This is a genomic window from Pseudomonas sp. NPDC088885 (genome assembly GCF_044750025.1).
Taxonomy (GTDB): Bacteria; Pseudomonadota; Gammaproteobacteria; order Pseudomonadales; family Pseudomonadaceae; genus Aquipseudomonas; species Aquipseudomonas rustica.
Window position 1 is genome coordinate 327 of record NZ_JBIVJB010000101.1, and the last position, 14,778, is coordinate 15,104.

Annotated in this window: 17 protein-coding genes; 10 read left to right on the forward strand and 7 right to left on the reverse strand. The window is 57.9% G+C overall.

The window, feature by feature from the left end; translation table 11 throughout:
* The 4 genes from ACIP1X_RS24565 to ACIP1X_RS24580 all read right to left on the reverse strand — a co-directional run.
* Positions 1-210: TCP-1/cpn60 chaperonin family protein (locus tag ACIP1X_RS24565; RefSeq protein WP_400755536.1), on the reverse strand; the 210-nt coding region annotated here is incomplete at its 3' end.
* Positions 211-260: 50 nt separating this feature from the next.
* The gene (locus tag ACIP1X_RS24570; protein WP_007916610.1) at positions 261-554 is read right to left on the reverse strand and encodes a co-chaperone GroES; all 294 of its coding nucleotides are present in this window, start codon (positions 552-554) and stop codon (positions 261-263) included.
* A gap of 259 nt (positions 555-813) precedes the next feature.
* Complete coding sequence (locus tag ACIP1X_RS24575) at positions 814-1,290, reverse strand: FxsA family protein (protein WP_159815384.1); 477 nt, start codon at positions 1,288-1,290, stop codon at positions 814-816.
* 65 nt (positions 1,291-1,355) lie between these two features.
* A complete protein-coding gene (locus tag ACIP1X_RS24580) occupies positions 1,356-2,087 on the reverse strand; it encodes a HugZ family protein (RefSeq protein WP_400755538.1) in 732 nt (243 codons plus the stop codon).
* Between the two features lie 164 nt (positions 2,088-2,251).
* Here ACIP1X_RS24580 and ACIP1X_RS24585 point away from each other — a divergent pair, with 164 nt between their 5' ends.
* Positions 2,252-3,010 (forward strand): SDR family oxidoreductase, encoded by a 759-nt coding sequence (locus tag ACIP1X_RS24585; RefSeq protein ID WP_053123391.1) that lies wholly within the window; start codon positions 2,252-2,254, stop codon positions 3,008-3,010.
* 129 nt (positions 3,011-3,139) lie between these two features.
* On the opposite strand, the gene apbC is transcribed toward ACIP1X_RS24585, so the two are convergent.
* On the reverse strand, positions 3,140-4,234 hold the full coding sequence (gene apbC, locus ACIP1X_RS24590; RefSeq protein ID WP_159815386.1) for an iron-sulfur cluster carrier protein ApbC: 1,095 nt from the start codon (positions 4,232-4,234) through the stop codon (positions 3,140-3,142).
* Positions 4,235-4,556: 322 nt separating this feature from the next.
* On the opposite strand from apbC, the gene metG reads away from it, so the two are divergent.
* From metG to ACIP1X_RS24630, 8 genes are all read left to right on the forward strand, one after another.
* Positions 4,557-6,608, forward strand: a complete 2,052-nt coding sequence (metG, locus tag ACIP1X_RS24595; protein WP_212546273.1) for a methionine--tRNA ligase — start codon at positions 4,557-4,559, stop codon at positions 6,606-6,608.
* Positions 6,609-6,722: 114 nt separating this feature from the next.
* On the forward strand, positions 6,723-7,292 hold the full coding sequence (locus tag ACIP1X_RS24600; RefSeq protein ID WP_400755540.1) for an electron transport complex protein RnfA: 570 nt from the start codon (positions 6,723-6,725) through the stop codon (positions 7,290-7,292).
* The gene (gene rsxB, locus ACIP1X_RS24605; RefSeq protein WP_400755542.1) at positions 7,289-8,494 is read left to right on the forward strand and encodes an electron transport complex subunit RsxB; all 1,206 of its coding nucleotides are present in this window, start codon (positions 7,289-7,291) and stop codon (positions 8,492-8,494) included. Before ACIP1X_RS24600 ends, rsxB begins: the two co-directional genes overlap by 4 nt.
* Positions 8,481-9,464 carry an RnfABCDGE type electron transport complex subunit D gene (locus tag ACIP1X_RS24610; RefSeq protein WP_400755544.1) on the forward strand — a complete coding sequence of 328 codons (984 nt, stop codon included), beginning with the start codon at positions 8,481-8,483 and terminating at the stop codon, positions 9,462-9,464. The genes rsxB and ACIP1X_RS24610 overlap by 14 nt, the downstream gene beginning before the upstream one ends.
* Positions 9,461-10,066: an RnfABCDGE type electron transport complex subunit G gene (locus ACIP1X_RS24615; protein ID WP_400755546.1), complete on the forward strand. Its 606-nt coding sequence runs from the start codon at positions 9,461-9,463 to the stop codon at positions 10,064-10,066. The genes ACIP1X_RS24610 and ACIP1X_RS24615 overlap by 4 nt, the downstream gene beginning before the upstream one ends.
* Complete coding sequence (locus tag ACIP1X_RS24620; RefSeq protein WP_400755547.1) at positions 10,063-10,632, forward strand: Rnf-Nqr domain containing protein; 570 nt, start codon at positions 10,063-10,065, stop codon at positions 10,630-10,632. The genes ACIP1X_RS24615 and ACIP1X_RS24620 overlap by 4 nt, the downstream gene beginning before the upstream one ends.
* Positions 10,629-11,267: an endonuclease III gene (nth, locus tag ACIP1X_RS24625; RefSeq protein ID WP_400755548.1), complete on the forward strand. Its 639-nt coding sequence runs from the start codon at positions 10,629-10,631 to the stop codon at positions 11,265-11,267. Before ACIP1X_RS24620 ends, nth begins: the two co-directional genes overlap by 4 nt.
* 107 nt (positions 11,268-11,374) lie before the next feature.
* A complete protein-coding gene (locus ACIP1X_RS24630; RefSeq protein WP_053123408.1) occupies positions 11,375-11,557 on the forward strand; it encodes a PA3496 family putative envelope integrity protein in 183 nt (60 codons plus the stop codon).
* Between the two features lie 96 nt (positions 11,558-11,653).
* On the opposite strand, the gene ACIP1X_RS24635 is transcribed toward ACIP1X_RS24630, so the two are convergent.
* Entirely contained in the window at positions 11,654-12,280 is a 627-nt protein-coding gene (locus ACIP1X_RS24635) for a response regulator transcription factor (protein WP_053123410.1), read from the reverse strand.
* A 518-nt stretch (positions 12,281-12,798) separates the two neighbouring features.
* Between ACIP1X_RS24635 and ACIP1X_RS24640 the strand changes: the two genes are divergently transcribed.
* Entirely contained in the window at positions 12,799-13,464 is a 666-nt protein-coding gene (locus tag ACIP1X_RS24640) for a hypothetical protein (RefSeq protein WP_400755549.1), read from the forward strand.
* Positions 13,465-13,577: 113 nt separating this feature from the next.
* On the opposite strand, the gene ACIP1X_RS24645 is transcribed toward ACIP1X_RS24640, so the two are convergent.
* Positions 13,578-14,778: argininosuccinate synthase (locus ACIP1X_RS24645; protein WP_400755550.1), on the reverse strand; the 1,201-nt coding region annotated here is incomplete at its 5' end.

Sequence of the window (14,778 nt, forward strand, 5' to 3'; positions counted from 1 at the left end):
GCCCATGTTTTCGAAACGGTCTTCGAGTTCGATTTCTTTGGCGACGGAAACGCCGTCCTTGGTGATGGTCGGAGCGCCGAAGCTCTTCTCGATGATCACGTTACGGCCTTTCGGGCCCAGGGTCGCTTTTACTGCGTCAGCCAGGACGTTGACGCCCTTGAGCATTTTTTTACGGGCGGAATCGCCAAACAGAACTTCTTTAGCAGCCATGATCGATATTCCTTAAATACTTTGTAGTAGCGGGAAAATGAACGGGGGTATCAGCCTTCGATAACAGCGAGGATTTCGTTCTCGCTCATTACCAACAGGTCTTCGCCGTCGACTTTCACTGTGTTGCTGCCGGAGTAAGGACCGAACACAACCTTGTCGCCTTCTTTAACGGACAGTGCGCGCACTTCGCCGTTTTCCAGAGCTTTGCCCGGGCCTACAGCGAGAATCACACCGTGGTTGGCTTTTTCAGCAGCCGAACCTGGCAGGACGATACCGCCAGCGGTTTTCTTTTCTTCTTCGCTGCGACGGATTACGACGCGGTCATGCAGAGGACGAAGCTTCATTGTCGATCTCTCCTAATTGTGGTTTTCATCGGCCGGTGTAGTCCCGGCGGGTTTAACAAATCCGGCCTTCGCCGGTTGCGCCTCGTCGAGCGAGACGCGGAAGACTGACTGGCGCAAATGCCAGAAACCTTTCGGTGACCGATACATAAGGGCGCATAAGCTTATTACAAGGGCGAGGCGAAAAAAATTTCGCGGATTCTGCGGACAAAATCAGCCCCAAACGAACACGGCACCCGAAGGTGCCGTGTCGATAGAGACGTTACTTGGGATCGCGGTGTTCGAACTCGCCTTCGATCACATCACCCTCGCGGCCCAGCGGCTGACGCGGTGCGGGACCGCCACGAGGTTGCAGATCGTCAGCAAAGGCGCGCTGGCGGATTGCCTGTTCTTCGGCGCGCTGGCGCATTTTGTTCGCCAGCAAACGACGAGTGAACGGCAGCAGCATGACCAGACCGACGACGTCGCTGATAAAGCCCGGCAGAATCAGCAGACCACCGGCCAGTGCCAGCATCAGGCCTTCGAGCATGGTTTGCGCAGGCAGTTCGCCGCGGTTCAGGCTTTCACGGGCACGCAGTGCCGTGGCAAGACCGGCGACGCGCAGCACGAACACACCGAACATCGAGCCGACAATGATCAGCAGCAGGGCCGGGAAAAACCCGATAGCCCCTGCCACTTTGACGAATACGAACAGCTCCAGCACCGGAAACAGCAGAAAGAGCAACAGAAAAGGGCGCATCAAAGTTTCCTCAACGCAAGAAATGCCTTGCAGTAAGCCTTAGATGACGTCGCCCTTTCGTGAATTCAAGCGTCGGCCACTTCATTTTTTGGCCAGACCTCGGCGTGAGCCAGAGAAACCAAGGCTTCGCGCACTTGTGTCGGCGTATTACAAGGTGCTGGGAACGGCAGCCAGTACAGCGCCTGACCGATGCGCAGGTGCATGCCCTCGGTGTCGATGCCCGCCAATTGCGCCGGCACGGTTTTCGGCAGACCGGCGAGGTCGACGTAGTGCGCGATGGCTTTGGCGTGGTCGCTGTTCATGTGCTCGACCATGCTGATCTCGCCCTTGCCGGCGAACGGGTTGGCCAGCGTCACTTGATCGATCCAGTGAATCGCGCCGAAACCGCCGATGTAACGATGGCGCACCGGGGTCAGCACCCAGAAATCGAAATCGTGGGCCTTGTGGTAGTTCTGCGAATCCGGGAAGTAGCGGTAGTAACGCTCGGCGGCGGCTTCAATCGCAGCGCTGTCCTCGAGCTTTTGCGCTTCGGCGAGATAGGTCAGGCGACCAACGGCTTGCACGTCGTCGGCTTCACGCTCACCCACCAACAGCGAGCATTTCGGGTCTTTCTGCAGGTTGTGGGTGTGCTGGGCGATGCGGCTGATGAGGATCAGCGGGCGGCCCTGCTCGTCCAGGCAGTACGGCACCACGGAGCCAAACGGAAAACCGGGCATCGATTTGGAGTGCGTCGACAGCACTCCACGGTATTCCTTGAGAAGCAATTCTCGGGCATTCTTGGCCACTTCAACGCTCAATTTATGACTCCTTAAATAGAATCCGTCGAAAAAACGGACAGGCGCCCGGAAGAAAGTTTCGGTCACGCCATCGGGCAATTCTCATGTGCAAACCAGCCACGGCCGGTGCAGATCGGGAGTCGCTAACAATAAAAACTACTCAGACCTGCTATCGGGGCATGCGAATGCAACTCAACGACAAAGTAATCATTATCACTGGCGGTTGCCAGGGTTTGGGCCGCTCCATGGCCGAGTATTTCGCTGGCAAAGGCGCGAAGCTTGCGCTCGTCGACCTCAATCAGGAAAAACTCGACGACGCGGTCGCGGCGTGTAAAGCCAAGGGCGTCGAGGCGCGCAGCTACTTGTGCAACGTCGCCAATGAAGAACAGGTCGAGCACATGGTCGCTCAGGTGGCCGCCGACTTCGGTGCGATTCACGGCCTGATCAACAACGCCGGGATCCTCCGTGATGGCCTGCTGTTGAAGGTCAAGGACGGCGAGATGACCAAGATGAGCCTGGCACAGTGGCAGGCCGTGATCGACGTCAACCTGACCGGCGTGTTCCTGTGCACCCGTGAAGTGGCGGCGAAAATGGTCGAGCTGAAGAACAGCGGCGCGATCATCAACATCTCGTCGATCTCGCGGGCGGGCAACGTTGGCCAGACCAACTATTCGGCGGCCAAGGCTGGCGTGGCAGCGGCGACGGTGACGTGGGCTAAGGAATTGGCGCGTTACGGGATTCGTGTGGCGGGGATTGCGCCGGGCTTCATCGAAACCGAGATGACCCTGGGCATGAAGCCGGAAGCGCTGGAGAAGATGACTTCGGGGATTCCGCTCAAGCGTATGGGCAAGCCGGAAGAGATCGCGCATTCGGCGGCGTATATCTTCGAGAACGACTACTACACCGGTCGGATTCTGGAGATGGATGGCGGGTTGCGTATCTAACCCACACCGCAAAACTGTAGGAGCTGAGCTTGCTCGCGAAGGGGCCGTGTCATACAACATTAATGTTGCCTGACACGGCCCCTTCGCGAGCAAGCTCAGCTCCTACAAGTACAGGGTGTTGCGGATGTATCAATCGTCGCTGATGGTGATGTTCGGCATCGCCGGCGATACCGCTTCCTGCAACACAATCCGCGCGCCAACGTGGCGGGCCAGTTCCTGGTAGACCATGGCAATCTGGCTGTCCGGCTCGGCGATCACCGTTGGCTTGCCGCCATCGGCCTGTTCGCGGATCAGCATCGACAACGGCAGCGAAGCCAGTAGCTCAACGCCGTACTGCGTCGCCAGTTTCTCACCGCCGCCCTCACCGAACAGATGCTCGGCATGCCCGCAGTTCGAGCAGATGTGCACGGCCATATTTTCCACCACGCCCAGCACCGGAATGTTGACCTTGCGGAACATTTCCACGCCTTTGCGCGCGTCAAGCAGGGCCAGATCCTGCGGCGTAGTGACGATTACCGCCCCGGCCACCGGAACCTTCTGCGCCAGGGTCAGCTGGATATCGCCGGTGCCTGGCGGCATGTCGATAACCAGATAATCCAGATCGCCCCATGCGGTTTGCGTGACCAGTTGCAGCAACGCGCCGGAAACCATCGGGCCGCGCCAGACCATCGGCGTGTTGTCGTCGGTGAGGAACGCCATCGACATGACTTCGACACCGTGGGCCTTGAGCGGCACGAACCACTTCTGATCCTTGACCTCTGGGCGGGTGCGCTCGGGAATGCCAAACATGATGCCTTGGCTCGGGCCATAGATATCGGCGTCGAGAATACCGACCTTGGCGCCTTCACGGGCCAGCGCCAGCGCGAGGTTTGCGGCGGTGGTCGACTTGCCCACACCGCCCTTGCCGGAGGCCACGGCGACGACGTTCTTGACGTTGGCCAGGCCCGGGATCTGCGCCTGCGCCTTGTGCGCGGCGATCACCGTGTTGACTTCAACCCTGGCAATCACCACGCCGTCGAGGTTTTCGATGGCCAGTTGCAGCAATTGCGCCCAGCCGCTCTTGAACAGACCGGCGGCGTAACCGATTTCCAGCTGCACATTGACGCGATCACCGACGATCTCGATGTTCTTCACGCATCCGGCGCTGACCGGATCCTGGTTCAGGTAAGGGTCGGTGTATTGGCTGAGGACGGCTTCCACCGCTGCGCGAGTGACGGCGCTCATGGGCAACTCCGATAACAAGACTGGGAAAAGATGGTGGGTATCGTACGCTGGACACCGATTTGAGGCGAACAGATTACTTGAGCTGGAAAACCATTGTGGCGAGGGGATTTATCCCCGCTGGGTGGCGAAGCCGCCCCAAAATCGCAAAGCTCGGTGTATCAGGTAGACCGAGCTCTCTGGTTTTACGACTGCTGCGCAGCCGGACGGGGATAAATCCCCTCGCCACAAATGCACTCAAAGTACCCAGCGGCGCAGGGGTGAAAAATATGCGCCAGCGCTTTATAGTGGCCGACCTCCGTTTCATCAAGTAGCGAAGCCCCACATGTCCGAACCACGCAAGATCCTCGTCACCAGCGCCCTGCCCTACGCCAACGGTTCGATTCACCTTGGCCATATGCTGGAATACATCCAGACCGATATGTGGGTGCGCTTCCAGAAGCATCGCGGCAATCAATGCATCTACGTCTGCGCCGACGACGCCCACGGTTCGGCGATCATGCTGCGCGCGGAAAAGGAAGGCATCACCCCGGAACAACTGATCGCCAACGTGCAGGCTGAACACAGCGCCGACTTTGCCGAGTTCCTGGTTGATTTCGACAACTTCCACTCCACTCACGCCGAAGAAAACCGTGAGCTGTCGAGCCAGATCTACATCAAGCTGCGTGACGCCGGGCACATCGCCCAGCGCTCGATCACCCAGTATTTCGACCCGGAAAAGAAAATGTTCCTGGCCGACCGCTTCATCAAGGGCACTTGCCCGAAATGCGGCACCGAAGACCAGTACGGCGACAACTGCGAAAAATGCGGTGCGACCTACGCCCCGACTGATCTGAAGGATCCGAAGTCGGCGATCTCTGGCGCCACCCCGGTGCTGAAGGATTCCCAGCACTTCTTCTTCAAACTGCCGGACTTCCAGGAAATGCTGCAAACCTGGACCCGCAGCGGCACCCTGCAAGACGCCGTCGCCAACAAAATCGCCGAATGGCTGGACGCCGGCCTGCAACAGTGGGACATCTCCCGCGATGCGCCGTATTTCGGTTTCGAGATTCCGGGCGAGCCAGGCAAGTATTTCTACGTGTGGCTGGACGCGCCGATCGGCTACATGGCCAGCTTCAAGAACCTTTGCGACCGCACGCCGGAACTGGATTTCGACGCGTTCTGGGCCAAGGATTCCACCGCCGAGCTGTACCACTTCATCGGCAAGGACATCGTCAACTTCCACGCGCTGTTCTGGCCAGCGATGCTTGAAGGCGCGGGCTACCGCAAGCCGACCGGCATCAACGTGCACGGCTACCTGACCGTCAACGGCCAGAAGATGTCCAAGTCGCGCGGCACCTTCATCAAGGCCCGCACGTATCTGGATCACCTGTCACCGGAATATCTGCGCTATTACTACGCGGCCAAACTCGGTCGTGGCGTTGACGACCTCGACCTGAACCTCGAAGACTTCGTGCAGAAGGTCAACTCCGACCTGGTCGGCAAAGTCGTCAACATTGCCAGCCGTTGCGCCGGTTTCATTCAAAAAGGCAACGCCGGCCTGCTGGTCGACAACAATGCTGCGCCAGAGCTGACCGAGGCTTTCCTCGCCGCCGCGCCAAGCATTGCCGACGCCTATGAAGCCCGCGATTTCGCCCGCGCCATGCGTGAAATCATGGGTCTGGCCGACCGCGCCAACGCCTGGATTGCCGACAAGGCACCGTGGTCGTTGAACAAGCAGGAAGGCAAACACGATGAAGTCCAGGCGATCTGCGCCACCGGCATCAACCTGTTCCGCCAACTGGTGATCTTCCTCAAACCGGTGCTGCCGCTGCTGGCCGCCGATGCCGAGGCGTTCCTCAACGTCGCCCCGCTGACCTGGAACGACCACGCGACCCTGCTGGCCAATCATCAACTGAACGAGTTCAAGCCGTTGATGACCCGCATCGACCCGGTAAAAGTCCAAGCCATGACCGACGCCTCGAAAGAAGACCTGACCGCCAGCCAGACCGACACCGGTGCCGCCGCCCCTGCGGGCAATGGCGAACTGGCCAAGGATCCGCTGTCGGCGGAAATCGACTTCGACGCTTTCGCCGCGATCGACCTGCGCGTCGCGCTGATCGTTAAAGCCGAACACGTGGAAGGTGCCGACAAGCTGCTGCGCCTGACCCTGGATATCGGTGACGAGCAACGCAACGTGTTCTCGGGGATCAAGAGCGCTTATCCGGATCCGTCCAAGCTCGACGGCCGTCTGACCATGATGATCGCCAACCTCAAGCCACGGAAAATGAAGTTTGGTATTTCCGAAGGCATGGTCATGGCGGCTGGCCCTGGCGGTGAAGAAATCTACCTGCTGAGCCCTGACAGCGGCGCCAAGCCGGGTCAACGCATCAAGTAACATTCGGCGGTGAATCGATCCCACAGGCGTGCCCGGCATGCCTGTGGGATTTTTCATATCTGGCCGGATAATGCCTAACCTTAAGAGACAGCCGCCCGTTTCGCTGGCAGAACCATGACCGAACTTGTGCTTACGCTCATCAGTGCTGCGCTGCTCAACAACTTCGTGTTGCACTGGCCGCTGGGCGTCGATCCGCTGTTGGCGGGGAGTCGTCGGCAGGTGCATGCGCTGGGGCTGGCGACGTTGTGTCTGATGTTGATGGTCGGCGTCATCGGTTACGCGATCTGGCATTGGCTGCTGGTGCCGCTGCAACTTGAGGCGCTGCGCCTGTTCGTGTTTGTGCCGTTGAGCGTTTTGTTGATCGCACCGCTGTTGAAACTGTTGGCGCGCTGGCGGCCGAATCTGCCTTTCGACGGATTATGGCCGCTGTTGTTGGGCAATGCCGGTGCGCTTGGACTGGCGCTGATCAATGCGCAAAACGATCAAGGCCTGCTGCACGCGACAGCGCTGAGCCTCGGCGCCGGGCTGGGTTTCTGGCTGGTGCTGAGCCTGTTCTGCGATTTGCGTGAGCGCACCGCCGACAACGACATTCCCCTGCCCTTTCGCGGCCTGCCGATCGACCTGATCGGCGCCGGACTGATTGCAGTGATTTTTCTCGGATTCAGTGGACTGATCAAAACATGAGTCTGATTCAACGCATCGATGCCCTTCTGCCGCAGACCCAATGCGGCAAGTGTGGCCATCCCGGATGCAAACCCTATGCGCAAGGCATCGTTGACGGCGAGCCGATCAACAAATGCCCGCCCGGTGGTGACGAAACCATCGCGGCGCTGGCCGAGCTGTTGAAAGTGCCGGTGCTGGAACTCGATATCAGTCGCGGTTCGGCGCCGCCGCAAGTCGCCTATATCCGCGAAGCCGAATGCATCGGCTGCACCAAATGCATTCAGGCCTGCCCGATCGATGCCATCGTCGGCGCGGCGAAATTGATGCACACGGTGATCATCGATGAATGCACCGGCTGCGACCTGTGCGTCGCGCCGTGCCCGGTGGATTGCATTGAAATGCATCCTCTGCCTTTGAGCACGTTGCCGGTGGTCGGCGGCTTGGCCTTCAGTCTTGAAGAGCAACGCGCGCGCGCGGCCAAACGCGATCACGCACGTCTGCGATTCGAACGACGCAATGACCGTTTGCTGCGCGAAGAACAGCAAAAGCAGGCCGAACGTGAAGCCCGCGCCAAACGTGCTGCTCAGCCTGAGGCGACCGCGTCAGATCCCGTGCAGGCTGCGCTGGAGCGCGTGCGCGCGCAGAAAACCGCGACCGCCGATGCCGCACTGAAAAAAGCCAAGATCGATGTGGCGATGAGCCGTGCGCAACTGCACAAATCGCTGAAAGCTTTCGGCCATCCGCCGACCTTCGAGCAACAGTCGCAATTGATCGTGCTCCAGCAACAATTTGAAGCGGCGGAACAGGCCTTGGCGCAACTGGAAAGCAGCGCCCCGGCAGTTGCAGCACCGGCCCCCGCGAAAGATGCCGACCTGAAACGCGCAAAAATTCAGTTGGCGATGCGCCGCGCCGAGCTGAAAAAAGCGCAAACCGCCGAAGCATCACCGGAGCAGATCGCCGCACTGGAACACGCACTGCGCGACGCCGAGCAGGCCTTGCACGACGCCGAAGCCACAAGCGATCAGCCTGCGCCTGACTTGGTGCGCGTCGAAAAACGCCCGATCGACAGCCAACTTCGCCAGCTAAAAACCGAATTGGCCTACGCCCGCGCCGATCTCAACAAACTCGAACGCCGCGCCGACACGCCCGACGACATCCTCGACAAGGCCCGCGCCCGCCTGCAAACCGCCGAGCGCCAGGTGCAAGACCATGTCGCCCCTTGAGGCACCGGACGAGCGCCTGCAGCAAGCGATGAAGCTTGTGCTGCTGGCCCTGTTGCCGGGGCTGCTGGCGTTGTTCTGGTTGTATGGTTGGGGCGTGTTGATCAACCTGATTCTGGCTGTTACCACGGCGTTGATCGTCGAGGCGATTGCCACTCGACTGCGCCGTCAGCCCTTACCGCCGACGCTGAGTGATGGCAGCGCGATCGTCAGTGCAACATTACTCGCCATCGCGCTGCCGCCCTATTGCCCGTGGTGGCTGACGGTGACGGCGGTGGCTGCGGGGCTGTTGTTCGGCAAGCATTTGTACGGCGGTGTCGGCAAAAATCCGTTCAACCCGGCGATGCTCGGTTTTGCTTTGGCGATGGTGATGTTTGCGCAGCCGATGACTCATTGGCCCGCCCATGGCCTGGATCTCACGACAAGCTTTCAACAGGTTTTCTACATCGGTCAGGCGCCGGATGCCTGGGTGCAGGCCACCGCGCTGGACAGTCTGCGCATCAACAAAAGCCTGACCATGGATGAGCTGTTCGCCAGTGATTCGGCCTTCGGGCGTTTCGGCGGTCGCGGCGTGGAATGGGTGAATCTGGCGTTTTTCGCCGGCGGGCTGTTTTTGCTGCAGCGGCGAGTGATCGCCTGGCACGCGCCGGTCGGCATGCTCGCCAGCCTTTTTGTGATCAGCCTGCTGTGCTGGAACGGATCGGGATCGGACTCCCATGGATCGCCGCTTTTTCACCTGCTCAGCGGCGCGACCATGCTCGGTGCGTTCTTCATCATCACCGAACCTGTCTCGGGTGCCAGAACGGCGCTTGCCAGATTGCTGTTTGGCGTCGGCGTCGGCCTTCTGACCTATTTGATTCGCACGTGGGGCGGTTACCCGGATGGCGTCGCGTTTGCCGTGCTGTTGATGAACCTTTGCGTGCCGGCGCTGGAACGGTTTGCCGCTAGCCGTCAGCCACAGGTGAGCCCATGAACCGCACGGCCAGCGCATTGACGTTATTGCTGTTGGCGGTGATCGGCATCGGCGCGACGTATCTGCTGCAACGTAATAGTGCGCCGCAGATCGCTGCCGAGCACCGTTTGGCCGACAGCCGCAAACTGCTCGACATGCTGCCCGCCGACAGCTACGACAACCAACCGCTGGAACAGCCGCTGCCACTGACCGATATGAGTCTGAGCCATAGCACGCTCACGGCGGGTTACCGCGCAACCAGGAATGGCCAGACCGTTGCAGTGTTACTGCGTAATCAAACCGAAGGTTACGCCGCCACCATCGAATTGCTGATCGCCATCGATACCAACGGCAAATTGCTCGGCGTGAAAACCCTCAAGCAAAACGAAACCCCGGCACTCGGCGGGCCCATTGGCGACTGGCCGAACCACTGGCTTCAGGCATTCACCGACAAATCACGCGGCGAACCGAATGACGCTGGCTGGGCATTGAAAAAAGATCAGGGGCAATTCGACCAAATGGCCGGGGCGACCATTACTTCCCGCGCAGCCATCAACGCGATCCACGACGCATTGCGCTACTTTGACGAGCACCGAAGCGCATTGCTGGGGAGCGGTACATGAACCTGTCCAACTCACTGATGCTGGTGCTATTGCTGGGCACCACCGTTTCTTTGGCCGGTGCGTTGGGCACGATGTTGATGTTCGTCGCAGTGGTCGGCATTTATGCTTTGGCCATGTCACCGCTGCGTTCGCGCCTGACAGATGGGAGTGCCTTGCTGGCCAGTGTGTTGCTTGCTGCAACGTTGGCCAGTTGTGCCGATCTATTGGCGCAACGCTGGTTCCTCGCATGGCATCAGTCGTTCGGCCTCTATGGCGGATTGATCGCCTTGCAGTGCGTGGTGCTTGAACACAACGGCTTCTTCCGCCAACCGCTGGCGCAGCGCTTCAAGCTTTGCGCATTGTTTGGCGGTTTGATGCTGGTGCTCGCCGCGCTGCGTGAACTCATCGGGCAGGGAAGCCTTGGCCGTGGGTTGTCCGCGCATGGCTCAGGCCTTGTTTTATTCGGCGAAGGGCTGCATCTGGCAACCCTGTTGCCTGGCGCCTTTATTGTATTGGGGCTGCTGCTCGCGGCCCGTCAGGCGTGGACGCGCCCGAACTCTATTTCCAAGGAAACGCATCGCCCATGAATGCTGCAAAACGTCTTGAGATCTTTCGCCGACTGCATGAAGACAATCCCGAGCCGAAGACTGAACTGGCCTACTCCTCGCCCTTCGAACTGCTGATAGCGGTGATTCTTTCGGCGCAGTCGACCGACGTCGGCGTCAACAAGGCCACGGCGAAACTGTTCCCGATCGCCAATACGCCCGCCGCCATTTACGCCTTGGGCGTCGAAGGCCTGTCCGAATACATCAAGACCATCGGCCTCTACAACAGCAAAGCGAAAAACGTCATCGAGACCTGCCGCATGCTGGTCGAACTTCATGGCGGTGAAGTCCCGCAGACCCGCGAAGAGCTCGAAGCCCTGCCCGGCGTTGGCCGTAAAACCGCCAACGTGGTGCTCAACACCGCGTTTCGCCAATTGACCATGGCCGTCGACACGCACATTTTCCGCGTCAGCAACCGCACCGGCATCGCCCCCGGCAAAAATGTGGTTGAGGTGGAAAACAAGCTGATGAAATTTGTACCCAAGGAATTCCTGCTCGATTCCCATCACTGGCTGATTCTTCACGGACGCTATGTGTGTCTGGCCCGCAAGCCGCGTTGTGGCAGCTGTCGAATCGAAGATCTGTGCGAATACAAAGCGAAAACGTCCGACGATTGACTGGCTATTAGGTTTATCGATTCGTCGATTGAAAAAATCTTTTTTACCCGCCGCAGGATTGTCGATATAAGGAGCGCCAAAGGCCCCTCTTAGCCTGGAGTTAACCTATGAGTACCAGCAAAGAGCAACTGGAAGAAGCTGACGAAGATTTTGTAGCCGTGGACGCTGATGATGCCGAACCGGTCGTCGAGGTCGCCAAGACCAATCTGAGTAAACGCCGCACCATCGACAACCTGCTTGAGGAGCGCCGACTGCAAAAGCAATTGGCCGAATACGATTTTGATGACTGACACTTGAAAGCCTCCCGAAACGGAGGCTTTTTACTTTCTGCTGAATGCTGCCTGCTGAATGCGATCGGCCCATGACCCCGTCAGCGTTCCACATCCTCAGACCAGTCCATTGCGCTGTGCCAGCTCGATCAGATCAACCAGCGAACGGGCATTAAGCTTTAACAGAAGACGGGTCTTGTAGGTACTGACCGTCTTGTTGCTCAAAAACATGCCATCGGCAATTTCCTTGTTGGTCTTGCCCCGCGCCAGTTGTTGCAACACCATCATTTCACGACCGGAGAGACGATCGACCATATCGGCTTCGCTGGCATTGCCCAGACTTGTCCGAACGGTATGCAGCGCCTGATTCGGAAAGTAACTGTAACCGGACAGTACCGCTTTGATCGCACTGAGCAACTCGGTGAGATCTTGTTGTTTACAAACATAACCCGCCGCGCCCGACTGCATGCAACGCATCGAGAAATGCCCGGGGGCCTGGGAGGTCAGTACCAGCACTTTCATTGGCATGGCTACCGAACTTAGCCGCGCAATAACTTCCAGCCCGTCAAGTTTGGGTATGCCAATATCCAGAATCACGATATCCGGCATTTGCTCACGCGCCAGTTGCAATGCATCCACACCATTGTCGGTTTCAGCAATCACTTCGTAGCCATGACGTTCCATCAGCATACGTACCGCAAGACGAATGACGGGGTGATCATCCACGATCAGCACTTTATTCATGGGCAGGTCCAATTTCGCTGTTCGATTTTTAGAGCCCGCACAATAGCCTAGTCAATTCACTCATTGCACAGCGCAGTTCTCCCGCACTTGCAGCGAAAGACATTCCCTACAAGCAATGAGGATTATTCCTACAAGAAATACACTGGACGTAATGGAATGCGCTTTACGTACCTGGCTGACAGCCGGGGCGATTGCTTTAAACAACGGCTGTTTATAGCAAAAAAATAATGCCCCCTGGCGTCCAGCTTGCTCGGAAATACTCTGAAGCAGAAGACCTTGCGCGTTTTACAATTTTTTTCTGACTGTACACCCCCAAAAACAGGCGACTGTTTACAAAAAGCAGAATATCTACAGCAAACACTTGCTGCCAAAAAACCTGAAACAAGACACTTCTACCCAAATCGCAATTTTTAATATAAATATCGACAACAATGCATATTCACACCTTCACCAAACATACAACTCACCGCACACAGTACATTTAATAACCCATGATCAAAAAGAGCAAAAAACCAACAATGAATATCAAGAAAAAAATCACCAACCCGATGACTGTTATCGCCATCTTTGCGTTTATCTCAGAAACTTCCGCGGCCGTATCTTTGCCATTTTTGGATAATGATGAGCGCAAAATATATGTATGGTTTCTGATCAGTTTTCCATTCTATTTGTTATTCCTGTTTTTCATGACACTGAACTTCAACTATCGCTCTCTCTACGCACCATCAGACTTCGACAAGGACGACCACTTTTTAAAAGCCTTTGAAGACCTAAAGTCCGCGGAGCAGAACAACCAACCGCGCGATGTTGCTCGCTCGGACGCCGTCTCAAACAATGCGGAGCGCACCGGCAACGTGCCTGACCCACCCAACCACAGCGGCTCTGCGTCGGCCCCGTGGATAGAACATCACGTGCAATTACCCAAACCCCTGAACACGCTACGGGTCATTGATGTGCGTCGGATGAGCAGCGCGCTGCAATTCGATCAATTACTCGAAAGTCTGCCGCGACCGGGCAAGCATTCGGCCCGATTCATGGTGTTTCTGACCGACCCGGTGTCGGACGAATTGCTCAAGAGAGTCATCCTCTGCCATATCAAACAGACGAAAAAAGGCACGGCAAACACGCTCTACATTGCTTACAACGTAAGCCAGCAGATCACGACCATTTTGCGAGGGGACTAAAGAGGCAGGCGAAATCCTGATGACATCAGATAACGCGAAAACAGAAAGGATTTTGAGCAGTGGCAGCCTTGTCGCGATGACAAGGCTGCCCTTTCATTCCAGGCCCGAGGGGCTTAGAACAGCTTGCGGCCCTTGTTGGCAGCAATACGCATGCGCAGCGCGTTGAGCTTGATGAAGCCCGCCGCGTCGGCCTGGTTGTAAGCACCGCCGTCTTCTTCGAAGGTTGCGATGTTGGCATCGAACAGCGAATCGTCGGACTTGCGGCCAGTGACGATCACGTTGCCTTTGTACAGCTTCAGGCGCACAACGCCGTTCACGTTGACCTGCGAAGCGTCGATCATCTGTTGCAGCATCAGACGCTCAGGGCTCCACCAGTAACCGGTGTAGATCAGGCTGGCGTACTTCGGCATCAACTCGTCTTTGAGGTGAGCGACTTCGCGATCCAGAGTGATCGATTCGATGGCGCGGTGAGCGCGCAGCATGATGGTGCCGCCCGGGGTTTCGTAGCAGCCACGGGACTTCATGCCGACGTAACGGTTTTCAACGATGTCGAGACGACCGATGCCGTGCTCGCCGCCGATCTTGTTCAGCGTTGCCAGAACAGTGGCCGGGGTCATTTCGACGCCGTCCAGCGCAACGATGTCGCCGTTACGGTAAGTCAGTTCCAGATACTGCGGTTTATCAGGAGCGTTCTCCGGGGAGACGGTCCATTTCCACATGTCTTCTTCGTGCTCGGTCCAAGTGTCTTCCAGCACGCCGCCTTCATAGGAGATGTGCAGCAGGTTGGCGTCCATCGAGTACGGGGATTTCTTCTTGCCGTGACGCTCGATCGGGATCGCGTGCTTCTCGGCGTAGTCCATCAGCTTCTCGCGGGACAGCAGATCCCACTCACGCCAAGGGGCAATCACTTTTACGCCCGGCTTGAGTGCGTAGGCACCCAGCTCGAAACGTACCTGGTCGTTGCCCTTGCCGGTGGCGCCATGGGAAATGGCGTCAGCGCCGGTTTCGTTGGCGATTTCGATCAGACGTTTGGCGATCAGCGGACGTGCGATGGAGGTACCCAGCAGGTACTCACCTTCGTAAACGGTGTTGGCGCGGAACATCGGGAACACGAAATCACGCACGAATTCTTCGCGCAGATCGTCGATGTAGATTTCTTTGACGCCCATGGCCTGAGCCTTGGCGCGGGCCGGCTCGACCTCTTCGCCTTGACCGAGATCAGCGGTGAAAGTCACCACTTCACAGTTATAAGTATCCTGCAGCCACTTGAGGATCACCGAAGTGTCCAGGCCGCCGGAATACGCCAGAACGACC